Consider the following 25889-nt stretch of genomic DNA (forward strand, 5'->3'; position numbering starts at 1 on the left):
GAAGTTAAGACCTCCAGGGCCAAGGATACTTGGAGCATAGCTCCTGGGAAAGTAGGTCATCGCCAGGTAACAAGCGAAAGAACTATCTCTAACGAGGTAGTTCTTTCTGTGTTTAGTGATACTGCATAATGAGGCATCAGAGTACGGGGTCCACCAGTTCGGGATCCACACTGCAAGAGAATGCGTTATATGTCGCAGTGTGGCGAAAGCTCATTCGCCTTTCGTTCCAGGGCCAAGGTTACTTGGAGCATAGTTCCTGGGAAAGTAGAATCCACACGGCAGGAGAATTCGTCATGGGACGCCGTTGGATTTATTGTTGATAATCTTGGGAGGAATTTAGGAAAGAACGTGGAAGGTAGTAGGAGCGATCATTCTTTCATCATTTTTCTAATTAATGATAAATTCCAGGCCATAATGAATATGGATTAAACTTCTTTAAGCAAGATCTCACTTAACTCAATTCTAGGACGAGAGTTGGGGTTTTGGTCAGGATAACCTACGGGTAGTAAGGCCACAACATTATAATTCTCGCCTAATCCTAGAATCTGCTTTACTTTCTCTTGGTCGAACATCATAACCCAACAGGTGCCTAAACCGAGGTCAACAGCACGTAATGTAATGTGATCGATAGCAATGGCTGCGTTTAAGCGAAGATAGGCTTCGGCGGTGGCTTGATCCATTGGGTTACACTTTGCATAACTTTCTGTATCCATCGTCTCGAGGGAGGTATCTGTGAAGGCACCCGCTTCCATGAGTTCTCGCATTCGAGTTCCTAAGACTCCAAAGGACTCTGTGGATACACAGCATGCGATGACAACGGGCGCTTGACTGACAAATGGTAAAGGAGTAGCTTGGCTTAATTGTCTGCGAGCTTCATCACTTTTTATTACAACAAAGCGTACAGGTTGAATATTACTGCCAGAAGGAGCTAATCGCCCAGATTCGATAAGTTGAATAATCAAGGATTCTGGAATGGGTTCGGATTTAAATTTCCGAATGCTTCGTCTGGCTTTCATGGCATCTAGTAATTCCATAGAAAACACTTCTTTCTCAAATTATTATAAGTACTTATTATTAGGTTATTAATTGTAGTTTCCATCCTAGAATAGTATTAGGACTATAATCTCTTCTTATTCCTTTAAGCTAAGTCTAGCGACCGATGAACTTCATTGATGCAAATAATATATGGAACTTAGTATGATTCACCGGGTCCTTGGAGCTAAAGATGTGTATTTTTGTTTCAAGCGCCTTTGTGCAAAAAAGAAAGGGTAGTTGATTAAAATGGAAACAAATTACCGAGTTGCTTATGATAAATACTGGCAGGACCTAAAAAGAAAGGTACCGGAGGAAATCCCCACACAGCTTGCTGTGACCTACTCTGGAGAAACCCAACAATTCGTTGTGACGTTCTTTAACTCAGAGTATATTTTAGATTGCAAAACTGAGACGATCTACAGGAAAATAGATGGACATGTTCCAGATATTAATGCGGCAATAATAATTTTGAATTACCTGGCCTATGCCAAAACAGCTCAAGAAACCGCTAAAGGATGGGTAAGTTTAAAGGAAATACCGAACGGTGGAATGCTATTTTATCCTGCCTTTCACAAAAATTCGATCCAAGGTCTTGTCAAGGTGTTCGGAGATCAGCCCAAACTATTATTGGCAGGTGCGACTGCTTTAGGTGGAAAACCTGCATCTTTTGGGGATGCGTCAGCTGTTTTCCAAGCTTTCCCCGAAGTCCCCTTGTGTGTGATTGTTTGGGAAGGGGACGAAGAAGTTCAAGCTAATGCCACCATCCTTTACGAGCCGTCCGTTGAACATCTATTGCACATCGAGAGCGTTATCGGCCTCGGCATGTATTTGGCGAGTCAATTAATACGGCGAGCAACTTCATCTTTAGCATTGCCATCTTAGATGTGAACCGCAATAATATTTCGAGAGGATTATTAAATTCGGGCCTGTAGGGAAAATAGTAGTAGTCAATCGCCAATAAGTATATACTAGACTCAATGTCGTGGAGGTTGAAGCGAATACCTTAGACAATGATATTAAAATTATAGGGAGACTGAAAATGAATTTTGAACAAATTTACTACGCCAATAGCCAACATAAGGGACATTTCTTAGCTCTTATAACGCAGAAAAAATCAAATGAGTCTGGCTATTACTCAGCCTATTACATACTTACTTCAACTAAGGAGATTTGGTCAGCAACAAAAAGACATACCACTTTAGAAGAAATCGACTTTGGCAAAATCTTGGAACAAGGTTTTGCGAGTAATCATAAAGCCCTTATTTTACTTGCTCAACATCTGTTCATGGGAAGTACTAGCTTTGACTTAGATCATGCTTTGGAAAGCTGGGATCAAATCAGTTACAGTGTAGCTTTGCAAGCAATTAAACTGAGATGGACACTATCGCGAGAGAGTATGGAGGGGTTTTCAGAGTAGCGGCTGGAGGAACAATGTTACTGAAACAATAATAGGTGCCGTACTAAAACTAATATTCTTCGTACGGCACCTGTTATTGTTTCTTGACTTGCCCTAGGATATAGGCATCTCAAAAAGTAGATAATAGAAGATGAATGTTTACATTTTTGGGTTAGGAACTTAAACTGGAAATCAAAAGGCAAATATAATCAAGACTTTTTGAAAGGGCTGAGTAAAATGAGTATTAAAGAAGATGTACTGAAAGCAATGAGAGATGCAGGGGAGCCCATGAGTGCGGGAGAAGTTGAGAAATTAACAGGTCTGGACCGTAAAGAAATTGATAAAGCATTTAAGGAATTAAAAAAGGAAGACGCAATTGTTTCTCCTGTAAGATGTAAATGGCAACCTGCTAACTAAACATCCTATCTTCTATTGTTTGATAAACGTGGATAAGAATCCTCCTGTCGCAGATGCATTCGTATCTGCGACAGGAGTCAATATTTCTATGGAATTCTTTAGAAGATTAGCGACTATCTAGCGAGGAAACCTATGTAAAAGGTGATTATAAGGCATTTGAACATGGTTCTTTGCAGTAAGAATTAGTAGAGAATTATTCATTGAGCTTTGCTTTAGCCCATTAAATACGTATAAAGAAATAAACAATCATTAAAATTTCAGCACATAATTTTAATACTGTCCCACCGAGGATGCCGACCAGAGTTCCAAACCCAACACGGATTGCTTGATTTATTTGTATACCACGCAATAATTCAGCCACAACAGCACCAAGGAAGGGACCAATGATGATTCCCAATGGTCCGAAGAAAATCAAACCAAGAATTGTGCCAATGATTGCACCCCAAGCTGCCTGTTTACTGCCATTGAAGCGACGTGTGCCGGCAGCAGAAGCAACAAAATCCACGGAAAAGACTAAAACCAACACTAATGCTTGTAAGAGAAAGAAATTTGCATCTAGTGTTGAAAACTTTGTCATGAAGCCGTAAAGAAGCATGCCTCCGTAAATCAGGATGGCACCAGGTAAAATAGGCAGTATTGTCCCCAGCAGACCAGCGATAAAAAAGATGATCGATAGAATTAATGCTGTCATCTCCAAATTAAGCGCTCCTTTATAGTAAAGAAGTAAGATGAGACGGGTCTGCTAATTCATTTATTTACTATACTAAAAGTTGGAAAGGAGTATCTCATCCTCTAAGGATAGCTTAACACAATACATGCAGGATGGGCAATTCCTTATGTCCAAAAGTTATAAGGCTAGACAGATTTTAGGGCGGATAACCTGAATGATAAGTATTGGAGGCAAAAAGGGAGCGGTGTTATTATGAATGGACCAGATAAGAACAAGCTATATCCGAATGATAGAATAAAGACGGTTTGCTATATAAAGAATCTACCCAAAAGGGTAAATGTTGAGAATGGAGACTACACGTATTATAGCGATAACAAAAGCTCTCCCGAGGATTTTTATAGTAACATTGAACATCATTATGAGTTTCTGGGCGATAAGTTGATAATAGGGAAATTCTGTGCAATTGCAGAAGGCATCAGATTTATTATGAATGGTGCAAACCACAAAATGGATAGCATGACAACATATCCTTTTAATATCTTTGCTGGTGGTTGGGAAAAGGTAACTCCAACTGTAGAACAGTTACCCTTCAAGGGAGACACTGTGGTAGGTAACGATGTATGGATTGGACAGAATGTGACTATCATGCCGGGAACTAAAGTTGGTGATGGCGCGATTATTGCTGCTAACTCAACTGTGGTAAAAAGCATTGAGCCTTATACAATATATGGAGGCAATCCAGCCAAATTTATCAAGAAACGTTTTAGCGATAGAAATATTGAATTATTGCTAGAACTCCAATGGTGGAACTGGGACGACAGTAAGATATTTGACAATCTTGAACTGTTAACTTCGGAGAAAGGGGTGGATCAATTAGGACTAATTTAAATCTTATGGACTTTTGGGATTGAAGTTTTAAATACCAAGTGCTACATATATATGATATAATATGACTGAATTTGGATGGATGGAGGGTTGTCTTAAAATGGGTATTTGTTATATTAGACTCCGATTTAAATACTTTATGTAACTAATTTAATAGTGCTTAAAGGCTCTACCGCTGTGTAGAGTAGTCGGGATTTGATATGCCTATTTTTAAGAGAACCTTATTAACGTATATGTATAAGGAAATTCGTTAAAGAGGGATAATCTACCCTTTTTTTGTTGATTTTTATATCAATTAAATCTTCTTAAGAAATGAATCATTTTCTGGTGCCATTCTTTGAGAGACCTTGCGTTAGTCAGTAAGACGCTTGTTTTTGGTATTTTAAGAACAAGGGATTTCTTTGTACTTGTCAGACCCTCATACCGCTAGGCCGCACCACACATGAATGGAAAAGTGTTGCTTGCGCTAGCCAGGTTTTCAAACTTTTTAGTAGGCATCTTCCCGTTTACTCATAACACAGGTAACCAGCCTGTGTTTTTTTTGTGCTATCAGAAGTATAAACTTGCGTTATATACTTTCTAAGCATAAGTGCAACTAGGGCTGCCGCCTTCGGTCCCTTCTCGCCATCCATGGCTACAGGGACACTTGGCCATCCATGGTCGACGCCTGCGACTGACAGAATGACTAATACGTGCGAAGTCAGTGTCTTCGGGCGCCAGCCAAGTTTTCTTTACATTTAAATGGGAGGAATATATATGGAACAAAAACAAAAACAGAAAGCAATACTAGTAGGGGTTAAACTTAACAATCAGCAGGACTTTACTGATTCGATGGAGGAATTGTTTAACTTAGCTAATGCTTGTGATCTAGAGGTAGTTGGTGAAAAGATCCAAAAATTGAATGGCTTGAATATATCCTATTATTTAGGTACGGGGAAAATTCAAGAAGTATTAGCATTGCTTGCTGAGAAGAATGCTAATGTGGTGATTTTTAATGATGAGTTATCTCCTTCTCAAATTCGCAATCTAGAGGGAATTTTAGAATGCAGGGTCATAGACCGGACGGTTCTGATTTTGGACATTTTTGCTCAGAGGGCTAAAACAAGGGAAGCCCAACTACAGGTAGAAGTAGCGAAACTGCAATATATGTTGCCCAGATTAATTGGTCAGGGAGAATCATTAGGTCGTCAGGGGGGAAGTTCTGGCCTTAAAAACAGAGGTTCAGGGGAGACAAAACTAGAGCTGGACCGTAGAAAGATTGAAGATAGAATCAGTGGATTAAACAAAGAATTAGAGACACTTGTAGCCCAACGTCAAAACCAACGGAAAAAGCGTAAAAAGAAAGAGATTCCTGTGATTGCTTTAGTGGGGTATACAAATACAGGCAAGTCAACTCTTATGAATGCCATGATAGATTTATTCAATCCATCAACTGAGAAGCAGGTGTTTGAAAAGGATATGTTGTTTGCCACTTTAGAAACCTCCGTTAGAAGCATTAAGTTACCGGACAACAAATCCTTCTTATTAACGGACACAGTAGGCTTTATAAGTAAATTGCCTCACCATTTAATTAAAGCATTTCGATCAACGTTAGAAGAAGTTGCAGAAGCCGATCTTCTGATTCACGTCGTTGACTACTCGAATCATCAGTATAATCAACAAATTAAGGTTACGAGGGAGACATTAAAGGAGCTTGGAGCAGATAATATTCCTGTTATCTATGCTTACAACAAAACAGATTTGGTCAATGTTGAAATTCCAAAGGCAGCAGAGGATTGCGTATATATTTCTGCCAAGAGGAAAGAAGGAATTGTTGATTTAGTGAACCTAATTGGGCAAAAAGCTTTCACAGACTATGTCCACTGTAAGATGTTAATTCCGTATGACAAAGGAAATATTGTATCCTATCTGAATGATAATGCAACGATAAAATCAACTCTTTATGAAGGTAGCGGAGTATTAATATCTTTAGAATGTAAGGAAGCAGATTATGAAAGATATCAACAGTATGTAACCTAAAATAAAAATTTCCGCGTGATAAATGATGATATCAACACGAAGATTCGAAACATCAGACGCTTGGAAAAGCACTGGCATCGCTGCACAACATTCCAAATAAAAAGGCAATTGAAGCTGGATTGGTTGTTCATACTCCAGAAGAGGCAAAACAGTCGATGAAAGAGCGTATGAAGTCAGTGAAGGCAAAGTTTGGAGTGGGCGAGTCACTATGGAATCGATGGCAGGCATGGCTGAGTGATGAAGAAATGTGGCCTAAAGAAACCGGGCTTATTCATGGGGATGTACATGCAGGGCATATTTTGGTGGATGAAAATGCAAATGTGACTGGCTTGATTGATTGGACTGAAGCTAGAGTGACTGATATGTCGAATGACTTTGTTATCTATTATAAGATGTTTGGTGAAGAAGGGCTTGATTCGCTTATTAAGGCCTACAAAGAAGCGGGGGGATATTTTTGGCCGAAGATGAAATCGCACATCATTGAATTAGTGTCTGCCTACCCAGTTGGAATTGCTGAATTTGCAATAATATCTGGTCTCGATGAATATGAGCAAATGGCAAAAGAAGCCTTAGAGATTTAATCTGCTAGAACCAACTAAATTAATTAAAACAAAATAATCACAGTTCTTAAAAGCATAGTCTTTTTTCAGAGATGAGAAAAGGACTATGGTTTATTGCTGATAAAAATGATCATTAAAAAAACAATTGATAATTATAATAAGTTGTTATAAAGTTCATACTGAGGCGAAATTGAAGGTTCTTTAGAAAAGAGGAAGCATAATGTTGCCGAGCAACTTACAGCGTTTAACTTTCCAACTGCCGGAAGCCCAGCTGGATTTATCCCTTGTTATAAAGTATTAATGATGCAAAATTGGCGGGTGGATAATTAATGCATATAAGCAGTAAAGAGTTGAAACCAGATATAATAATTATTGGTGCCGGTATTATTGGATTAAGCATTGCCTATCATATTCTGGAGGCGGATCCCAAACGGTCAATAACCATATTGGAAAAGCAAAAAATGCTCGGAATGGGGTCCACTGGCATAGGAACCGGAAGCATACGTCACCAATTCAGCAGTCCTCTGCTCCGACGCTTGAGCCTTCTCAGTAGGGATTTCTTCCTTAATTTTCAGTCAACTTTTGATACCCCAATTGAGTATCTGGAAAAAGGAGGATTAATGCTGGCTGATAATGAGGTGTTGTGGAATCAATTGCAATTAACAGTTGAAGCAGCTGAGACTGATGGCATTCCTATGAAGTTGCTGGAACAGGAAGAATTGCTAAGGAATTTCTCATACCTTAACAGAGACCGCTTTCAGGGCGGTACATTTTGCCCATGGGATGCCTATGCAGACCCGTATGCGGTTTTGGCAGCAGTTTACGCGGCAGTACGTCAAAAAGGCGCTAATGTTCATTTTGGACGGGAAGCAACGAAAATAATCCTCGATGGAGAGCGGATTAAAGGCGTCGAAACCAAGCAAGGGACTATTTGGAGCCCGCTTATAGTGAATGCCGTCGGTCCCCATGCAGCCCAGTTAGCGGCAACGGCAGGGATTATGCTTCCTGTGCAACCCTTTCGCCGTCAGGTTTACGTCTGCACTAACCCGATAGATGTGCCTCCGAAGACTCCCCTAATTACGGATCTGGCTACTGGTTTCTATTTACATCAGGAAGTCAGCGCTAAGACGGTATTATTAGGGGGAACCGATCAATACACTTGGCCTGGGTTTGAAGAAGGGGTTGATAAGTCTGTGGCTGAAGATTTCTTTACGGCAGCCATGGAGGCAATCCCTTCGGCGATCGATATAAAATGGCTGCGCACCTATACGGGGATTTGCGAACAAACGCCTGATTTTCTTCCGATTATTGGCGAAGCACCAGGATTAAACGGGTTTATTTTAGCTAATGGGTTCAGCGGACATGGCTTTATGCATGCTCCTGCCGCTGGACTCATCGCAGCAGATCTAATTTTGAAGGGCAGAACTGAGCGGATCGATCTTAATTCATTTCAACCGGACCGATTCGCCAGATTTTCTCTTCCGGAATCCTAGGGAGTTCACAGGCCTGACTTGTTTTCTTGAAGCCCTCTCTTGTTAGAATTCTAGCAAAAGAGGGTTTCTTTGTTTTAAATCAAAGGCGCTCGGCCATTTAAGGACAGCGATAAGTGCAACCATGATGATCGCTTGCGCCTTGGAGGATTGGCGTTAGCTTCTCAAATGCTGGGTACATAGTTAATTGTTAAGAAGTTCTTAAGAATTAGATTAAGATTTTCGCAAGATTTAGCTGATATCATTACCTCAAGGAAATAATAGAGGGTGTGATATGATTGAATAAACCAATACGTAGGAGTGATACATCATGAATATACTAGTTTGCGATGACGATAAAGAAATATTAGATGCTATAAAAATCTATTTAGAAAACGAAGGCTATAAAGTATTTAGAGCTTCTAACGGACTGGCAGCTCTGGAAGTCGTTGAAGAACATGAAATCCATCTGGTTATTATGGATATTATGATGCCTCAAATGGATGGACTAAGGGCAACGATGAAGATCAGAGAAGATAAAAATATTCCGGTTATTATGCTTTCTGCAAAGTCTGAGGATACTGACAAAATAATGGGCCTAAATATGGGGGCTGATGATTATATTACCAAGCCCTTTAATCCTTTGGAATTAATTGCACGAGTGAGGTCTCAGCTAAGAAGATATATGACACTGGGAAGCATGGAGACAAAAAGTAATGTCTATAAGACTGGCGGACTCGTAATAGATGATGAGTGTAAGGTTGTATCGGTTGATGGTGACGAAGTAAAGCTGACTCCCGTCCAGTATAAGATATTAAAGCTTTTGACGGCCAATGCGGGAAGGGTGTTTTCCATCGACGAAATATATGAGAAGGTATGGAAGGAAGTTGCCTTTTGTCCGGAAAACACTGTTGCAGTTCATATAAGAAAGATAAGAGAAGGTATAGAAATAAATCCTAAAGAACCAAAATATTTGAAGGTGGTGTGGGGAATTGGATATAAAGTGGAGAAAATATAGCCATTCACTTGTAACAAAGGTTATTGTTTTTATAATTACAGTACTGTGTTTCACTAGTGCCATAACAATATTTACGAATATTGCATTCTTGCATAGGGCCGACTTTGATATCATTTTTGAAAACAGCTATTATCAGGGCAACGATTATCGAAGAGACAGCTCAGATATCGTTGAAAGTTTGAGGAAAGTACAGAGATATAAGAGTGAGCAATTTATTTTAACTGGCGGAACTCTTGCTGAACAAGAGATTCAAAATGAAGAAAGCAATTTGTTTAGAGAGTTTGAATACAACTCAAGGAGTTATAACCCTAATTTAACGATTGAGGAGAATTTTAGCACATTCAAAGAAGTCTATGCCGATAAAATTTTACAAGCAAAAGATAATTTAATCAAAGATGACCTTAATGATTATAATTTAGCGATGCAAAGATTAGCTAATTATCAAGGTCTTCTCTATTATGTAAACAGTAGTGGAAATGAATTTACTAATAGCCCAGATAAAGCTAAGAACTATTTCAAATCCCATCCGGCCTATATGATTTTTGACGGCTCTGAACGAGAGATATTTCCGCGGGAAATCAACGATAGTAGGGATTATTACTGGTTTAGTGCGAGTATCGATCAAATAGGGTTACAAGACATTATGTATATTGCTTTTACGGAGGATTATTTAAATTCCAAAATTTTAGAATGGAAAGAAAATAAACTATTAATTACTAATGGTCTCTATCAAATAGCGGGTTTTTTACTAGGGTTTGCAGCAAGTTTTATATATCTAATATTAGTTACAGGTAGAAGACCAGACCAAGACCAAGAGATTCAACTAAACTCTATCAACAGAATCTATAATGATTTCAACATAGGCATGTGTATTGTGTTGATTGCATTATGGGTTGGGGCAATGGATCAATTGGATAATCTCAAGAGCTATAAATTAATATTTCCAATCACTTTACTAATAGCTGCGCTTGTTTGCGTATTGGTTCTGTCCTTAGTAAAACATCTTAAAAACAGGACATTTATTAAGTACACCTTAACCTATAGCATGTTTCATAAACTATTTAGATTCATCAACGATATCTACAATAGTGGAAGTATGGCAGTTAAAGTCGTCTTAATAGTAATAGGCTATCCTGTAATAGTAGCCATAACATTCTTTATGTTTCCAATAACGCTTGGAGTAGCAACTTGGTTAGCCTTTAAGAAGGTAAAGGAATTTAATGCCATAAAAGATGGGGTAAAGCGGGTAAAAGATGGAGATATTCACTACACTATCAATGTAGCTGGAGAGGGAGAGCTTGCTAAACTTGCTGCGGATATAAACAGCATCACTGACGGCTTATACAAAGCAGTTGAAAGTGAGACCAAAAGTGAACGGTTAAAAGCAGAATTAATCACTAATGTATCTCACGATATTAGAACTCCCTTAACCTCTATTATCACGTATGTCGATTTATTGAAGCAAGAGAAGGATCAGACAAAGGTCAAAGAATATCTCGAAATAATTGATCAGAAGTCGCAACGGTTAAAAGTGTTAACAGAGGATTTGTTTGAAGCAGCCAAGGCCTCAAGTGGGACTATCCTGGTAAACTTCGAAAAAATCGATCTTTTATCGTTAATAACCCAGGGGTTAGGGGAACTTGATGATAAAATACAAGAGAGTAAGTTAGAATTCAAGCTTAGTCACCCTAACGATAAAGTATATATCAAAGCCGATGGAAAACTTTTGTGGAGAGCTATCGAGAATTTGTTATCCAATATATTTAAATATGCGCTGGAAGGGTCAAGAGTCTATATCGATATTATTGATACAGGCACTGGGGTAACACTGATCATTAAAAATATCTCGGCCTATGAATTGAATATTTCTTCTGACGAGCTAATGGAGCGGTTTAAACGAGGGGATGAATCCAGAAGCAGTCAAGGAAGCGGGTTAGGATTATCGATTGCCAAAAGTCTGATAGAAGTTCAAAAAGGAAGTTTTAATATTGAAATTGATGGAGACTTATTTAAGGCCGTAATACAAATGACCAAAGCAGAATTAGATTAGGGAATAGTAAACAAGGACTAGTCGTCTGTCTTCGGAAGAGAAATAAATGCTGCCAAAAGGCCTAAGATTGGGAGAGAATGTGCTAAAAGCTGCCGTAATTATTTACGGCAGCTTTTTAGTATTATTTCGGTTTTAAATCGGAAATCGAATTTAGGTTAAATGTAAAATCTCCATTTACACAAATAATTTACATTCCCTAATTTTCATTCCTACAAGAATGTGAATGAAGTCATTCCCTGAGAAATTCTATGATTTGTTTCCGTTTAGAGGTATACTACAACCGGAATCGTATAATTCAAGCTTATAATCGATTGTTTTAAGGTTTTCCTTTAAATCATCCATTTGTTTTAAAACCTCTTTACGATGATCAATAAACATTTGTCTTCGGATTTCCAAGGTATCATCTCCTTGCAAACACCATTCGATATACTGCTTGATTTGTTTAATCGGCATTCCCGTATTTTTCAAACAACAAATGAGTTTCAGCCACTCAAGATCACTGTCTGAGAATTCCCTGTTTCCAGCTTTACTGCGATCTATAAATGGCAAGAGACCTTCTTTATCATAATATCTTATCGTGTGAGCAGTTAGGTCAAACTTTTCAGCAACTTGGCTAATCGAGTATCCCAAATGTAACTTCTCCTTTATTTAGTTATTTTTTAACTGTTTGTCACCTTTATAAAGGATAATTAGTTTTATGGAAACTTGACTTAGAGCTAACTCAAAGTGCTAACATCAGTATAGACTAGGTCAGATTGAATTTCAAGCAGTGAACATCATTAATCAATTAATAGTAAAGGGGTTTGAGATTTCTTGAAAGATAACATCGTTCAACAAAGCGATTCTAAATTAAGTAATTTTTTGGTGCTGGTAATGGCTGTAGCCAGCGGTATTACCGTGGCCAATTTGTATTATATACAACCATTACTGGTAGAAATAGCTAATGACTTTCAAGTCACTCAAGTTAGCGTTGGCTTTGTGGCTATGCTAACGCAAATTGGATATGCCCTCGGAATGCTGTGCATTTTGCCTTTGGCGGATATTAAAGAAAAAAGGTCTCTAATTGTCACGATGTTACTTTGTTCAGCTGGTTCATTGATGTTCATGTTTTTTTCTTTTAATATAACTGTGATTTCAATCGCATCTTTTGCTGTAGGTTTTACTTCTGTCGTGCCTCAACTGATCGTTCCCTTCGCAGCGCAGCTAGCTGATCCAAAAGAGAGGGGGAAGATCATTGGAACAGTAATGAGCGGTTTGTTTATTGGCATATTGGTATCTCGTACCTTCAGTGGTCTTGTGGGAGAATATTGGGGATGGAGAATGGTCTATTTCATTGCATCGGCTTTGATGATTATCCTCGCAATTTCCTTAAGCAAATTGTTGCCTTTATGTCTTCCCACTTCAAGTATGAAATACAAAGAATTATTCACATCTATGATGAGCCTGACAAAAAGCCTTCCTGTATTAAGAGAGGCATCCCTGAACGGAGCGATGATGTTCGCAGCATTCAGTTCTTTTTGGACATCGCTTGTTTTCTTACTTGAGGGTTCGCCCTATCATATGGGAGCTGATGTTGCAGGGCTTTTTGGGTTGGTTGGGGTGACAGGGGCCATGGCCGCCCCGATAGTTGGCAGGATAGCAGACAAACGAAGTCCAAAATTTACACTTGGAATAGGCATGATCGCGGTGATATTTGCTTATCTCTGTTTCCTTGCCTTTGGATTTAAAATATGGGGATTGATTATCGGTGTTGTTTTACTTGATTTAGGGGTTCAGTCATGTCAGATTTCTAATCAGGCCAGAGTGCACGCCCTAAACGATGAAGCGCGCAACAGATTAAATACGGTCTATATGGTTTCGTATTTTACCGGAGGAGCTCTTGGCTCTTATCTCGGTTCATACAGCTACGCCCATTTTGGATGGTATGGAGTTTGCGTTTTGGGACTCTTAACCCAACTGATAGCCGTTGTCATTTATATAAAATATAAAACAAAGGGATATATTGCAACTATGTAGCAGTAACAGCACAACTATGTAACAATAAACAGCGCATTAATTTGCGCTGACACACTGCACTTTTATTTATGCGAAGCGCCTTATCCCTTGGGCCCAAAGGTATCTAAGACGCTTCGTGCGTCGGCGAAATATCAAACTGGAATTTCTGTATCTGTGTCTAAAGTCAAAATGAATATGAACAAAGATAGGCCTCAGGCGGTATAAACTCCGCCGGGCCTATCTTTAACGATCCTGCAATATTCATTTTTTTATGCCGATAAGAATAGGGTTCAAGACAGTGTATAGATTCCTGCCTCGATGTTCATACTTAATAGATCTATTTCATTAAATTGTAATCAATTCATAGTCCTTGCTGCCCAGACCCATTTTTACTGCATAGTCGATTGCAACTTTCCAGTCAGTGTTTGGGCTGACGTCGGTAAAATGGTCATGGTGTTCACGGGTACTTTTCTCAAGAAGACTGCCTGCCATGACAGGTTGGCTGTTTACCGCATCCACGCATGCAACATCCAGTGCAACCGGGTCAAAGGACGCAAACATACCAACATTCGGAACAATCGGTATATCGTTCTCTGAATGACAGTCGCAGAAAGGAGAAACATCAATTACCAGACTGATGTGGAAGTGAGGGCGTCCCTGCAGTACGGCCCAGGTATATTCAGCTATCTTTTTATTCAGGATTTCATTTGACTCGCCCCAAGCAGGTTGAACAGCGTCTGTTGGGCAAACGCCAATACAGCGGCCACAGCCAACACAGTTTATGTGATTAATGGAAGCTTTACGTTCTGTGAGGCTAATCGCACTGTGTGCACAAATTTTTGTGCACATGCCACAGCCTACACATTGTTCGTGGGAAACTTGGGGCTTTCCGCTACTGTGCATTTCCATCTTACCAGCACGGGAACCGCAACCCATCCCTATATTTTTTAACGCTCCTCCAAAACCAGTTAACTCATGCCCCTTGAAATGATTCAAAGAAATAAACACATCAGCATCCATAATAGCTTGACCGATTTTTGCTTCTTTCACATATTCTCCACCCTCAACAGGCACTAACACCTCATCAGTACCTTTCAAGCCATCCGCAATCAGCACATGACAACCGGTGGAAAAGGGAGAAAAGCCATTGACATATGCAGAATCAAGATGGTCAAGGGCATTTTTTCTGCCACCTACATAGAGAGTATTGCAATCTGTGAGAAACGGTTTCCCGCCTAGCTCCTTCACAATATCCACAACTGTTTTGGCAAAATTAGGGCGGAGATAGGATAAATTACCCGGTTCACCAAAATGAATCTTAATAGACGCATATTTTTTTTCAAAATCAATTTGGCTAATTTCTGCTGTTCTGATCAGGCGGGTTAACTTCTGCTGCAAATTCTCGTTCATTGTCGTGTGCATGTCCGTAAAATAAACCTTTGATTTTTCCAACTCAATAACCTCCAAGATTTAAACTTTAATAAACTGAGTTTCCATTCAAACGGCATATTTTCAAAGCCTTGGTTATGCCGAGATTATAATGGCCCTAAGAATAAATTTATTTTTCGTGATATACAGCAAAGTGTCGTTGCTCTTTTAAAACAGCATAAACCTTAGAGTGTACTTTAAGTCAAGGGGGACTTTGAATTATTGATGTTGAATTATTGACTCAAATGGAACAAAGGTTGATATCAAATAATAAGATGAAGATGACCGCATATTAGGATGTACTATTGTATCTTAATATGCGGTTCTATTTTTAGCAATCATTAAAATTGGTTGACAGCAATAAATTACGAATGTAACCTAGAATTAGGTCGCATTTTAGGAAGTAAGAAGCTAGATGAACTGAGATTGAAGAGATGCGTACTCTATTTAAGGTTGGTGATTAAATGAAGAAGACAGTTAGGCTATTACTACTGGGATTTGTTACGATTGGCGCACTATATATAGGTACGGGAGTAGGAAGTGGAACAGACAGCCCACCTAATATAGCTAATAGCACTGAAGTGAATGGATCAAAAGAAGCTCGTCTCGTTGGTGTGCCAATGTACAATTTAGCGGAGATTTCAAACTATAGAACCCGATATGTAGGAGATCCTAGTAAAGTTGGTTCAATTGCGCAACATCTCCCTGTTCCTGATAACCACTTCAGGCAACAGTATATCTCCATGGAAACTAGTCAAAAGCCTTATAGTCTAACGATATATTACGAAGTTGCTTCGCCGGAAATCAAATATGAAGGTCAGTGGCCGATCGTAACACCAGATTCTGATATAGAAACAAATTCGAGAACTAATGCTTTAGTGGTATTTTGTATGATTGATAATCTTGATGAGCTAACCTTTGCCTATCGAACATCCGAATCTAACGGTGAACTAGACACCTCTAAATATGATACCAGCTTTACGTTCCCCAGGGCTTCATTTGCAGAGAACTACGGTGACCTTTTTATACTGGGAGAGAATTTAAATTTACTTCAAGATATATTGACAGGAATGTCTGAATCTAATAAAGTGGCTTAAAATTTTCACCATGAACATTTTTTAATGACTTTCAAAGTTAAGGATGGAGTTTGGCGAATTGATCGATACATTACAGGGTGTCGTGTCTTCAACTTTAATCTTAACGATTAATGATATACTTATATAACTGTGTGTAGAGCAAGGAGCTCCCTTGGGTAAAGGGGTGGCTGCTTGCTCTTCTGCATTCTTTTACTGCTAAAATCGAGGGCTGACGTTGAATGCCGTTAAAATCCAGAATTATTTGACAGGTATCGACACGTTTACCAAAGGAGATCAGTTGTCTAATGTTGAATGTCTAGATTAATTATTTAAAGTGAACAAGTGTACGGACTAATCAGAAAGGAAGTTGCAGGATGAGGCTCAAGACGAAGTTATTCCTGGGATTCGCCTCCATTTTGGCCATAATGGCTGTATTCTTTGGGATCTCGATTTATTCCTTAGATCGAGCAAATAAGAGTGTGGAAAGCAATCAAAAGGAGCGTTACCAAAAAATCAAGCACTCAAAAATGGCTGAAACCGAACTCAACAATATTAGTAGGTATTTAAGAGATCTAGCTTTGTTGGAGATCGATAGTCATAGTTTCGCAGAGACTGTTCAATCGATCCGGGATTCCAGGGAGAAGGTCAAGACGGCCCTGAATGCCCTTGAGGCTTCGGCTATCCGTGATGTTACAAAGAACTTGCTTAGCCAGATAAGAACCGAAAACCTTAATTACATTGAACTGCAAGAGGATTGCATAACTTTAGCTTCTTCTGACCAGAAGGAGGAGTTCGATAAGCTGATCAATGAAGGGGCGGAAGAACGGCGTCTGATATTCAAATACGTAGAAGAATTGAATAATCTTGAAGATGAGGCCATGAATGACTTGATGCAATCGTCAGCTGCTGCCTATAACCGGGCAATTATGTTTTTTTTCATTTCTCTACTGGCAACATTGCTTGCCGGGGTAGGGATTACGCTTTGGATCACCCGCAGGGTTACAGAAGAGATACATAATGTCACTGAAGTTATGAGCAGTTTTTCGTCAATTCAGGAGCACATTGATTTGCCGCGCATTGGCATCCATTCAAATGATGAGATCGGAGAAATTGCGGCATCCTTTAATGAGATGGCCCGTTCTTTAGAAGAGCACGCTATGCATGAAAAAGAATTTATTAAAGAAATTGAGGCGCAAAACTGGTTGAAGTCTGGAACGTCAGAAATTAACGCCTTATGCCAGGGGGTAGAGGACCTAAAAACTCTAGCCAATCTTTTGATCACAAAGATAATCCCCATGGTCGAAGCAAGTTATGGCGTCTTTTATATCATGGAGGAATACGGGGAAAAGCAGTGCCTCATAAAGTATGCAGTCTATGCGCCTAGTCCGCTAGGATTTGTAGGGGAGCTTTTTCTCCTTGGGGAAGGTCTGGTGGGGCAGAGTGCTTTAGAAAACAGAACGATTATTATGGGCGGGGTCCCAGGAGATTATATTAAGATTTCCTCAGGTCTGGGACACACTTTACCCAAAGGCATTATTATACTTCCGGTGGCGTTTGAGGGGCAGGTAGTAGCTGTCATGGAACTGGCATCTCTTCAACCGTACAGCCCCCTGCAACAGGAGTTGCTGGAACTTATCTCAAAGAATATTGGGATTACTATCAACCGTATTCAAGCTCACATGAAAATTGGAAGCCTCTTGAAGGAATCACAGGTCTTGACTGAAGAACTTCAGTCCCAATCAGAAGAACTTCAGTTGCAGCAGGAGGAACTCAAATCCTTTAACGAGAATCTAGAGGAGCAGTATAAACAGTCTGAAAAGAGGGCAACGGAACTGGAAGCCTTGAAAGCGGCCCTTGAAGAAAAAGCTCGACAGCTTGAAGAAAGTTCAAATTATAAATCAGAGTTTCTCTCAAATATGTCGCATGAGTTGAGGACGCCGCTGAATAGCTTGCTGATCCTTTCTCAAATGCTGACCGAGAACAAGGAAGGCAACTTGACGCCCAGTCAAGTTGAATATGTGAAAACTATCTTTTCTTCCGGAAATGAACTGTTGACCCTAATTAATGACATTTTAGACCTCTCTAAAATAGAAGCAGGCAAGATAACTATTGAGCCTGAGGTTTTGGAATTGGCTGATATGATGCGCTATGTCGAACAATATTTTCTGCCTGTGGCAAGCCAAAAGAATCTGGACTTTATAGTCGAAATGAGTGAAGACCTGCCCGACACTACTTTTATGGACGAACAAAGACTCTTACAAATCTTAAAGAATTTATTATCCAATGCGTTTAAATTTACAGACAGCGGAAGTGTCTCACTCCAAATTAGAAGAGCCGAAGATCAAGTGATTGCTAAGAACAATATATTGAAGGATGCTGAGTGGTTACTGGCCTTTTCCGTAACAGATACGGGCATTGGAATTCCGAAGTACAAGCAGACCATGATTTTTGAGGCATTCCAGCAGGCGAACGGGACAACGGCCAGGAAATACGGGGGCACGGGTTTGGGCTTAACCATTAGTCAGAAGATCGCCAGGTTGTTAGGCGGGTATATTGATATTGACAGTGTTGAGGGAAAGGGGAGTACGTTTACACTCTATCTGCCCGGCAATGACTTTAGAAAAGAGGTTTTCGATAAACCTTGTGCCGAAGCGGCTGCTGCCTGTTTAGATAATTTTCCGGTTCAAGGGGCAGAATCGGTTAGAACAGTATCGGAAGCTGTACGTAAGGTGGATGAATCTCAAAAAGTGGAGAACGGAAATGCGCGCTTGGAAGGTAAGAAGATCTTAGTTGTGGACGATGATATGCGAAATGTATTTGCCCTTACTACAGCCCTAGAAAATAAAAAAATTAAGGCATTTTTTGCGGAGAACGGCAGAGAGGGTATAGAGGTTTTACAGAAAAATCCGGATATTGACTTAGTACTTATGGACATTATGATGCCTGAGATGGATGGATATGAAGCGTTGCGCCGTATTCGTCAAATTCCTGAGTATGCCAACTTACCGATTATTGCCCTGACGGCCAAGGCTATGAAAAACGATAGAGAAAAATGCATCGAAGCGGGTGCGTCAGATTATATTAGTAAGCCAGTTAACCTTGAACAGTTATTTTCATTAATCAAGATTTGGTTGTATAGATAGGATGAATAGGGTGAGTTCAAAGAAAAACGAGAAAACTGTTGAGACAGAAAGCCCAGATGAATTAGAAAAAATTGAAATACAGTTGCTTTTAGAGGGGATATTCCTTTACTGTGGTTTCGACTTTAGAAATTATGTGTCAGCTTCTATAAGACGAAGAATTTGGAACCGCATTCGGGCTGAAAGGTTAAAAAATGTGTCCAGCTTACAGGAAAAGGTTCTTCATGACCCCTGTGCAATGGCGCGGTTGCTCTCGGATTTCTCGATTCACGTATCAGAAATGTTCAGGGACCCATATTTTTTTAAGTCTTTCAGGAAGAACGTAATTCCGCTTCTTAAAGAGCTCCCCTTTGTCCGTATTTGGCATGCGGGTTGTTCCACAGGGGAAGAAGTTTATTCGATGGCTATCATACTATACGAGGAAGGTCTTTACCATAAAACAAAGATTTACGCCACGGATATGAATGAAGATTTGCTAAGAAAGGCTAAGGAAGGGGTTTACTCGTTAGATAAAATGCGGGCGTACAAAGACAATTACCTGCTAGCAGGAGGAATAAACGATTTTGAGGAGTATTATAAGGTCTGCCAGGACAAAGCTATTTTCTATTCCTTTCTAACCCGAAACGTGGTATTCGCCCAACATAACCTGGCTACAGATCATTCCTTTAATGAATTTCATGTAATTATCTGCAGGAATGTCATGATTTATTTTGATAAAGTCCTGCAAAACCGTGTGCATAGACTGTTTCATGAGAGCCTGAGTATGTCAGGTATCTTGGGGTTAGGCGGTAAGGAGGACATAGCTTTTAACAATTACTCTCATTGTTATGAAGCATTTAATGCGGAGCAAAAAATCTATCGTAAGGTAAAATAGCAAAGCAAAGCAAAGCAAATAAAATAAAATCGGTTACGAATCCATTAAGAGAGATAAAAATAATCTGAGGGGTACCGAGGATGAGCAAAAAATGAAAATCTTAATTGTTGATGACCGTCGAGAAAATTTATTGGCTTTGGAGGCTGTGCTCAAATCACCAGACTATCAGTTGGTTTTTGCCAGCTCCGGAGAAGAGGCCTTAAAATGCTTACTGAAAGATGATTTTGCAGTGATTCTGTTAGACGTACAGATGCCTGGAATGGATGGATTTGAAACTGCCAAGCTCGTTAGGGCAAGAAAAAGGAACGAAGATACACCCATTATTTTCATTACAGCAATCTATCATTCCACGGAAAACATTGCGCAAGGATATTCTTTGGGTGCGATTGACTATTTGTTTAAACCATTTAACCCAGAAATGCTCAAATCTAAGATAGAGGCATTTGTAAAGATACATTTTCATAAGAAGGAAATTAAGCTTCAAAACGAATTGCTGAAGCAACATGCCCTTGAGCTTCAAACCATGAATGAAAACTTGGAACGAACTACTTTGGATTTGCGCAAGGCTGAAGCGCTGTCTCGCGTGATTGGAGAAACTTCCATAGATACTTTGATCACTATGGATACTTTGGGTCAAGTTATTAATTCAAATCCTGCGATAACGGGGATGTTCGGTTATGAGCATGAGGAGTTACAGGGAAAGAATGTATCAAAGCTTTTTCATGGAGAAAGCTTTTCTTTCCTGAATATTATGAATTACCTTGATAAAAGTAAAATCAAGATACTAGACGCTACGGCCATGCATAAAAATGGGACAACTTTCCCAGTAGAGATTCAGATCGGAGTGGCCAGTATTGGAGAGCAGCAGGTTGTCGTCTGGTCTGTGAGGGATATTACTGAGCGGAAACAGTTAGAGAAAGAGCGGAAAGATCGCTATAAAACTCTGGAAAGGCTCGTTCTTGAGCGAACAAGCGAACTCTTCCATACGAATAAAAAGCTCAAAGAAGAAATATTCGAACGTAACAAAATTGCCAAAGAGTTGAGAGAGACAGGCCTTATGCTTAACAATATTCTTGAAAGCATAACGGATGTCTTCTTTACTCTAGATCACCAAGGGCAGTTCATCTATGTCAATAAAGAGGCAGAGAAATATTGGTTAAAGGGGCGGGAAGAGTTAATCGGTCGAAATATTTGGGAAGTTTTCCCTGAGTCGCTTGCTGAGTTCCACCCTTTTTTTAAAAGGGCCATGAACACGAGGGAAACCGAACATTTTGAGATTAAGGGACGCAATTCCGATACACCGTATGAAGTGCATGTTTATCCATCTGAGGAAGGCTTGTCCGTATATTACCATGATATTTCCGAACGCAGGATGTTTGAAAAGGAAATGGCTCGTTTAGACCGCTTAAACCTTGTGGGGCAAATGGCGGCGGGGATCGGTCACGAAGTTAGAAACCCGATGACTACCGTTCGGGGGTTCCTTCAGTTATTAGGGGACAAAGAAGAATTTAAACAGTCAAAGGGTTATTTTGATCTGATGATCGAAGAGCTTGACAGGGCAAACAACATTATCACAGAATTCCTAAGCCTGGCTAAGACTAAGACCATAGATTTGAAGGTCTTGAATCTCAACAGTCTTTTAGAGAACCTGTTCCCGTTGATTCAGGCGGACGCGATGGTTAGCGACAAGAACATTATAATAGAACTTCAGGATATTGAAGTCTTGTCCCTGGACGAGAAGGAGATTCGCCAGCTAGTTTTGAACCTTGTCCGAAATGGAATGGAAGCGATGCCGGATGGCGGGACACTGACGATAAGAACGTTCATGGAAGGGGATGTGGTCGTTCTGGCGGTGCAGGATGAAGGGACTGGCATTAAGGGTCAGAACCTTGAGAAGGTCGGGACTCCTTTTTTTACCACTAAAGAGAATGGTACAGGTTTAGGACTGGCTACCTGTTTCAGCATTAGTGCCAGGCACAACGCTAAAATAGATATTGATACGGGATTATCGGGAACGACATTTTTTGTACGGTTTAAGCCGAACTTATAAACTGAAATTTTTTCTATAATACAATTTTTTCGTTTCATTTAAGTAAGAGTTTTAATACAGCGGTGAATAGTGTTGCAGGAAATTTAGAAAGTATGTGGAATGCTAGATGGGTGTTAAATGGTAGTGCGATCAGGGTTTGGAAAAAATGAAGGGGAGCGATACTGTGACGATTAATGCTCTAATGATTAAACGAAAGGCCATTGAGCTAGGGGCAGACCTGGTCGGGATAGCAGATTTGACACGTGTTGAAGGGCTTCCTACCGTACCCCAGGGACTTTTAGAGCCCTACACTCATGCTGTCGTGATTGCTGTTGCCATTTCTCCGGATATTTTTGAACAAATCGTGAATGAACCAACCCCCTTGTACCTGCATCATTATTTGGCTGCGAATATATTATTAGATGATATTAGCCTGCGTCTGCAAAGAGAGATTATCGGCAATGGCTTCCGCGCTCTTGCCATTCCTGCTTCACAAGTTGTCGATAAGGTTAACTGGATGGGCCATATATCACATAAAGCTATGGCTAAGGCTGCAGGCCTTGGATGGCAGGGGAAAAGCCTCTTGCTTGTAACTCCAGGATATGGTCCACGCGTGCGGTTAGCCACGTTACTGACCGATGCACCATTTGAGCCAGATCCTATTCTAACTAATCGATGCGGCAAATGTAAAAATTGCCAAGAGGCCTGTCCCGCTTCCGCTATAAAAGGGGGCTCATGGGAAGATCATCCTCAAACGAGAGAGGAAGCTCTTCACTTTTCACGATGTGTGGAAAAGGTTAATGAAGATTTTGCAAAGCGGCCTGAAATCGGAAAGCCCATATGCGGGGTTTGTATTAAGGTCTGTCCTTGGGGAAAGCCTAAGGGGAAATAAGAAGGATGAGTCTGGCAGAGCAAGAAGCTCCCTTTAAAAGGGATAAGCTACTTGCTCTTCTTTGTATTACTCAAAGCATAGATATACTTTTAATTGAGGCCTTTCAACAGGCAAATGGGACAACTGCCAGGAAATACGGGGGTACTGGCTTAGGTTTATCGATTAGCAGGAAACTTGCTAATCTGTTAAATTTTGAACAGATGTTTTCCCTAATCAAGATTGGTTATATAGATGATTAATTTGCCGAAATCTCATAATTTTTTCATATAAAGAACAAAGACGGGTACATTATATGGAAATAATATCAAGAGGGTGAATAAGTAAATGAATCAACATGGCTTTGCTAAATTTCCTTTCGAAACTTCTCCCAAGTCCTTTTGGATCGCTTCTACACCAAAGACTGATTATCCAACTCTGAATGAAGACATGCAGGTAGATGTCGCTATAATTGGTGGAGGAATGGTTGGGATTTCTTCAGCTTATTTGCTTAGTGAAGAGGGCTTGAAGGTAGCCGTTTTAGAAGCCGACCGTATCCTTCTGGGCACGACTGCTCATACAACGGCCAAACTCACATCCCAACATGGGCTGATTTATGATCAGATAAAACGTCAAATGGGCCCGGAAAAAGCGAGACAGTATGCAGAAGCTAATGAGACTGCGATCAAGTTTGTTGCTCATCTTATAGAAGAAAAAAAGATTGAGTGTGACTTTAGTTGGCAGTCAGCCTATGTATATACCCAGTCGGATGACTATATTCAAAAACTTCAAGACGAACAGGCTGTGGCTGCAGAATTAGGGATCAAAGCATTTTATCAGACGGAACTAGCGATCCCGATTCCGATTAAAGGGGCTCTTAGGTTTGATGATCAAGCCCAGTTCCATCCCCGTAAATATTTACTAACCCTTGCCAAGATGATTGAAGAAAAAGGCAACAAGATTTTCGAGCAATCCAGAGTTGTAGATCTCCAAGGAGAAGGTCCTTATTCTGTATTTACGCATAATGGCAAGAAGGTTACCGCCCGATTTGTCATCATGGCATCACATTATCCCTGTCATAACTTTCCCGGGCTCTATTTCACTAGATTGTATACGGAAAGGGCTTATGCCGTAGTGGCTAAAGCCAAGGAATCTTTCCCTGGCGGAATGTATATTAATGCTGAAACTCCTACCCGATCACTTCGTTCTTTGCCTACAGAGGATGGAGAGAGGATCTTGATTGTTGGAGAAAAGCATAAAACTGGTCATGGACAGAATTTAACTCAGCACTATCAAAATTTAATAGATTTTGCTGAGGAGCTTTTTACAGTAGAGGAATTTTCTTATCGCTGGTCAACTCAAGATTGTACGTCGATGGACGATATTCCGTATATAGGGCAGATGACGTCTGATCGGCCCAATCTATATATTGCAAGTGGATTCAGAAAATGGGGGATGACTAATAGCACAGTCTCAGGGATGATTTTGAGAGATTTAATCGTCAAAGGGGAATCTCCTTGGCAAGAAGTTTATCACCCGTCACGTTTTACATCCTCTTCAGCCGTTAATTTTATTGTTCAGAATGCGGATGTTGGGATTAATTTTATATCTGGAAAACTTAAGTCAATTGAGGATACCCCCTCTGTCGAACGTGGTGAGGCCAAAGTTACAGATGTCAAAGGGCATAGAGCGGGAGTTTATAAGGATTATCATAATGAATTTCATATTGTAGATACTACATGTACACATATGGGGTGTGAAGTGCAGTGGAATGATGCAGAAAACTCCTGGGATTGCCCCTGCCATGGGTCACGCTTTACAGTAGATGGGAAGATCGTAGAAGGACCGGCGATGAAAGAGCTTGAGAAGCTATAGTTTCTCCATAATCCTTGGTTTTCCTGGGTCACAGGAGGGGCTTTGGACGTCGGAAACCGAGGAGAGTTTTGTCAAATAATAGCACTCTTCCCGCAACATATGATCGGGTATTAAGGGATCAATAATTCCTAAGGCAGTTTTGTTGAGGAGCATTTCTTGCAGTTGCATTAGAAATTGGTTGAATTGTAGAATTAGCCCGGATGCCTGGTGATTAAACTGTGCTAACTCAGGGAAATGTTGAACTGCCCTAGAGAAGCCAGCCATTTCAATAGCCTTTTGATAAGAAAGTTCAAAGTCCCTATTAAAACGCTGACCTTGCGCTCGTAATGCCTTTTCTACAGCGTCCAGTGAGATTGCGATTGAATCCGCATGTCCCACTGCATCAAGTAACCAAATCAGATGGTAATGGGTAGGATGAAGCAGAGGGACTTCTTCCCCTTTTATCAAATATTCCAGGATCAACTGATACTCCTCTAACTCGTTAACCATATGGCTTACCAATGAAGGGGGTAAATTTAAACCAATTTGACCTTCGAGATGTCGACGGATCAGGCGAAATTTGAACTCCTTTAATTGTTGAACCCGTTGCCAAATGAGTTTATGGATGCTATTTAACTCCTCCCTGCTTAAATCATGGCGAGTTCGCGCAAGTAAATTATCAAACTCTTTAATGAAGTAGTGAGCGCGACCTATTTCGTCTTTTTCGGAGGGACTTAGAGATTTGAAGAAAAAGCGAGAATGATCACCAAGAATCTGCAACCAGAAACGGTGCTCATATAAAGCACAGGTATTGAATTCAGCGGTCATGTAATAACCTCCTTCTTAGACTTCTAATCCTGTTAACTAGGATATTGCTCTTTGAAGGAGGTTATTACTATTAAGGCTAACCAGAGGGCTGTGTGATTTTGCACCTTTAAATTGTCGTTAACTTAAGAAGTAGGAAAAGCCAAAGAGACAGACCCTTAATTCACAGTGGATTAAGGGTCTGTCCCTTTGGCTTTAATATAAAGATCAACGTAGTAATGCCTTTGGCATTCAATATAATGACCTAAGTCACTCGGTTAGTGCCTAAAATACAACTAAAA

The 25889-nt window shown here is 40.1% G+C and carries 21 protein-coding genes and 1 pseudogene; 17 read left to right on the forward strand and 5 right to left on the reverse strand.

What is annotated here, in order from left to right; translation table 11 throughout:
• Nucleotides 1-425: 425 nt before the first annotated feature.
• A complete protein-coding gene (locus M8E35_RS13140; RefSeq protein ID WP_252469594.1) occupies nt 426-1034 on the reverse strand; it encodes a nitroreductase family protein in 609 nt (202 codons plus the stop codon).
• Between the two features lie 247 nt (nt 1035-1281).
• Between M8E35_RS13140 and M8E35_RS13145 the strand changes: the two genes are divergently transcribed.
• From M8E35_RS13145 to M8E35_RS13155, 3 genes are all read left to right on the forward strand, one after another.
• Entirely contained in the window at nt 1282-1917 is a 636-nt protein-coding gene (locus M8E35_RS13145; RefSeq protein WP_252469595.1) for a DUF3786 domain-containing protein, read from the forward strand.
• Between the two features lie 157 nt (nt 1918-2074).
• Nucleotides 2075-2452: a hypothetical protein gene (locus M8E35_RS13150; protein WP_252469596.1), complete on the forward strand. Its 378-nt coding sequence runs from the start codon at nt 2075-2077 to the stop codon at nt 2450-2452.
• Nucleotides 2453-2668: 216 nt separating this feature from the next.
• Nucleotides 2669-2848, forward strand: a complete 180-nt coding sequence (locus tag M8E35_RS13155) for a transcriptional regulator (protein ID WP_252469597.1) — start codon at nt 2669-2671, stop codon at nt 2846-2848.
• Nucleotides 2849-3068: 220 nt separating this feature from the next.
• On the opposite strand, the gene M8E35_RS13160 is transcribed toward M8E35_RS13155, so the two are convergent.
• Complete coding sequence (locus M8E35_RS13160) at nt 3069-3545, reverse strand: DUF456 domain-containing protein (protein ID WP_252469598.1); 477 nt, start codon at nt 3543-3545, stop codon at nt 3069-3071.
• A 225-nt stretch (nt 3546-3770) separates the two neighbouring features.
• Here M8E35_RS13160 and M8E35_RS13165 point away from each other — a divergent pair, with 225 nt between their 5' ends.
• The 6 genes and pseudogenes from M8E35_RS13165 to M8E35_RS13190 all read left to right on the forward strand — a co-directional run bounded on the left by M8E35_RS13165 (nt 3771) and on the right by M8E35_RS13190 (nt 11519).
• Nucleotides 3771-4406, forward strand: a complete 636-nt coding sequence (locus M8E35_RS13165) for a Vat family streptogramin A O-acetyltransferase (RefSeq protein WP_252469599.1) — start codon at nt 3771-3773, stop codon at nt 4404-4406.
• Between the two features lie 753 nt (nt 4407-5159).
• On the forward strand, nt 5160-6422 hold the full coding sequence (gene hflX / locus M8E35_RS13170; protein ID WP_252469600.1) for a GTPase HflX: 1263 nt from the start codon (nt 5160-5162) through the stop codon (nt 6420-6422).
• 50 nt (nt 6423-6472) lie between these two features.
• Nucleotides 6473-7003 (forward strand): annotated as a pseudogene (locus M8E35_RS13175) (macrolide 2'-phosphotransferase); the annotation flags it as partial.
• A gap of 308 nt (nt 7004-7311) precedes the next feature.
• Nucleotides 7312-8475, forward strand: coding sequence for an NAD(P)/FAD-dependent oxidoreductase (locus M8E35_RS13180; protein ID WP_252469601.1), 1164 nt, complete (start codon nt 7312-7314; stop codon nt 8473-8475).
• Nucleotides 8476-8782: 307 nt separating this feature from the next.
• The gene (locus tag M8E35_RS13185) at nt 8783-9469 is read left to right on the forward strand and encodes a response regulator transcription factor (RefSeq protein WP_252469602.1); all 687 of its coding nucleotides are present in this window, start codon (nt 8783-8785) and stop codon (nt 9467-9469) included.
• Complete coding sequence (locus M8E35_RS13190; RefSeq protein WP_252469603.1) at nt 9444-11519, forward strand: sensor histidine kinase; 2076 nt, start codon at nt 9444-9446, stop codon at nt 11517-11519. The genes M8E35_RS13185 and M8E35_RS13190 overlap by 26 nt, the downstream gene beginning before the upstream one ends.
• A gap of 246 nt (nt 11520-11765) precedes the next feature.
• On the opposite strand, the gene M8E35_RS13195 is transcribed toward M8E35_RS13190, so the two are convergent.
• Entirely contained in the window at nt 11766-12149 is a 384-nt protein-coding gene (locus M8E35_RS13195; protein WP_252469604.1) for a MerR family transcriptional regulator, read from the reverse strand.
• Nucleotides 12150-12392: 243 nt separating this feature from the next.
• On the opposite strand from M8E35_RS13195, the gene M8E35_RS13200 reads away from it, so the two are divergent.
• Nucleotides 12393-13535, forward strand: coding sequence for an MFS transporter (locus M8E35_RS13200; protein WP_252469774.1), 1143 nt, complete (start codon nt 12393-12395; stop codon nt 13533-13535).
• A gap of 324 nt (nt 13536-13859) precedes the next feature.
• Here the strand turns inward: M8E35_RS13200 and M8E35_RS13205 are convergent, their stop codons facing one another.
• Nucleotides 13860-14966, reverse strand: coding sequence for a DUF362 domain-containing protein (locus M8E35_RS13205; protein ID WP_252469606.1), 1107 nt, complete (start codon nt 14964-14966; stop codon nt 13860-13862).
• A gap of 440 nt (nt 14967-15406) precedes the next feature.
• Here M8E35_RS13205 and M8E35_RS13210 point away from each other — a divergent pair, with 440 nt between their 5' ends.
• From M8E35_RS13210 to M8E35_RS13240, 7 genes are all read left to right on the forward strand, one after another.
• Complete coding sequence (locus tag M8E35_RS13210; protein WP_252469607.1) at nt 15407-16039, forward strand: DUF4825 domain-containing protein; 633 nt, start codon at nt 15407-15409, stop codon at nt 16037-16039.
• A 353-nt stretch (nt 16040-16392) separates the two neighbouring features.
• Nucleotides 16393-19161 (forward strand): response regulator, encoded by a 2769-nt coding sequence (locus M8E35_RS13215; protein WP_252469608.1) that lies wholly within the window; start codon nt 16393-16395, stop codon nt 19159-19161.
• 10 nt (nt 19162-19171) lie between these two features.
• Nucleotides 19172-20032, forward strand: coding sequence for a CheR family methyltransferase (locus tag M8E35_RS13220; protein ID WP_373887450.1), 861 nt, complete (start codon nt 19172-19174; stop codon nt 20030-20032).
• 91 nt (nt 20033-20123) lie between these two features.
• The gene (locus tag M8E35_RS13225; RefSeq protein ID WP_252469610.1) at nt 20124-22082 is read left to right on the forward strand and encodes a PAS domain S-box protein; all 1959 of its coding nucleotides are present in this window, start codon (nt 20124-20126) and stop codon (nt 22080-22082) included.
• A gap of 163 nt (nt 22083-22245) precedes the next feature.
• Nucleotides 22246-22953, forward strand: a complete 708-nt coding sequence (locus tag M8E35_RS13230) for a 4Fe-4S double cluster binding domain-containing protein (protein ID WP_252469611.1) — start codon at nt 22246-22248, stop codon at nt 22951-22953.
• 5 nt (nt 22954-22958) lie between these two features.
• Nucleotides 22959-23192 (forward strand): ATP-binding protein, encoded by a 234-nt coding sequence (locus M8E35_RS13235; protein WP_252469612.1) that lies wholly within the window; start codon nt 22959-22961, stop codon nt 23190-23192.
• Nucleotides 23193-23277: 85 nt separating this feature from the next.
• A complete protein-coding gene (locus M8E35_RS13240) occupies nt 23278-24804 on the forward strand; it encodes an FAD-dependent oxidoreductase (RefSeq protein ID WP_252469613.1) in 1527 nt (508 codons plus the stop codon).
• Here the strand turns inward: M8E35_RS13240 and M8E35_RS13245 are convergent.
• Nucleotides 24799-25611: a DUF2935 domain-containing protein gene (locus M8E35_RS13245; protein WP_252469614.1), complete on the reverse strand. Its 813-nt coding sequence runs from the start codon at nt 25609-25611 to the stop codon at nt 24799-24801. The two genes, M8E35_RS13240 and M8E35_RS13245, sit on opposite strands and share 6 nt — an antisense overlap.
• Between the last annotated feature and the right edge of the window lie 278 nt (nt 25612-25889).

Origin of the sequence: Desulfosporosinus nitroreducens, from assembly GCF_023897015.1 — a bacterium.
In the GTDB taxonomy this organism is placed as follows: Bacteria; Bacillota; Desulfitobacteriia; order Desulfitobacteriales; family Desulfitobacteriaceae; genus Desulfosporosinus; species Desulfosporosinus nitroreducens.

What these genes read in the sequence shown, in the direction of transcription:
- M8E35_RS13210 (WP_252469607.1), top strand. Translation starts at nt 15,407, where the DNA reads ATGAAGAAGACAGTTAGGCTATTACTACTGGGATTTGTTACGATTGGC.
- M8E35_RS13185 (WP_252469602.1), top strand. Translation starts at nt 8,783, where the DNA reads ATGAATATACTAGTTTGCGATGACGATAAAGAAATATTAGATGCTATA.
- M8E35_RS13200 (WP_252469774.1), top strand. Translation starts at nt 12,393, where the DNA reads ATGGCTGTAGCCAGCGGTATTACCGTGGCCAATTTGTATTATATACAA.
- M8E35_RS13240 (WP_252469613.1), top strand. Translation starts at nt 23,278, where the DNA reads ATGAATCAACATGGCTTTGCTAAATTTCCTTTCGAAACTTCTCCCAAG.
- M8E35_RS13155 (WP_252469597.1), top strand. Translation starts at nt 2,669, where the DNA reads ATGAGTATTAAAGAAGATGTACTGAAAGCAATGAGAGATGCAGGGGAG.
- M8E35_RS13180 (WP_252469601.1), top strand. Translation starts at nt 7,312, where the DNA reads ATGCATATAAGCAGTAAAGAGTTGAAACCAGATATAATAATTATTGGT.
- M8E35_RS13245 (WP_252469614.1), bottom strand. Translation starts at nt 25,611, where the DNA reads ATGACCGCTGAATTCAATACCTGTGCTTTATATGAGCACCGTTTCTGG.
- hflX (WP_252469600.1), top strand. Translation starts at nt 5,160, where the DNA reads ATGGAACAAAAACAAAAACAGAAAGCAATACTAGTAGGGGTTAAACTT.
- M8E35_RS13235 (WP_252469612.1), top strand. Translation starts at nt 22,959, where the DNA reads ATGAGTCTGGCAGAGCAAGAAGCTCCCTTTAAAAGGGATAAGCTACTT.
- M8E35_RS13225 (WP_252469610.1), top strand. Translation starts at nt 20,124, where the DNA reads ATGAAAATCTTAATTGTTGATGACCGTCGAGAAAATTTATTGGCTTTG.
- M8E35_RS13145 (WP_252469595.1), top strand. Translation starts at nt 1,282, where the DNA reads ATGGAAACAAATTACCGAGTTGCTTATGATAAATACTGGCAGGACCTA.
- M8E35_RS13165 (WP_252469599.1), top strand. Translation starts at nt 3,771, where the DNA reads ATGAATGGACCAGATAAGAACAAGCTATATCCGAATGATAGAATAAAG.
- M8E35_RS13215 (WP_252469608.1), top strand. Translation starts at nt 16,393, where the DNA reads ATGAGGCTCAAGACGAAGTTATTCCTGGGATTCGCCTCCATTTTGGCC.
- M8E35_RS13140 (WP_252469594.1), bottom strand. Translation starts at nt 1,034, where the DNA reads ATGGAATTACTAGATGCCATGAAAGCCAGACGAAGCATTCGGAAATTT.
- M8E35_RS13150 (WP_252469596.1), top strand. Translation starts at nt 2,075, where the DNA reads ATGAATTTTGAACAAATTTACTACGCCAATAGCCAACATAAGGGACAT.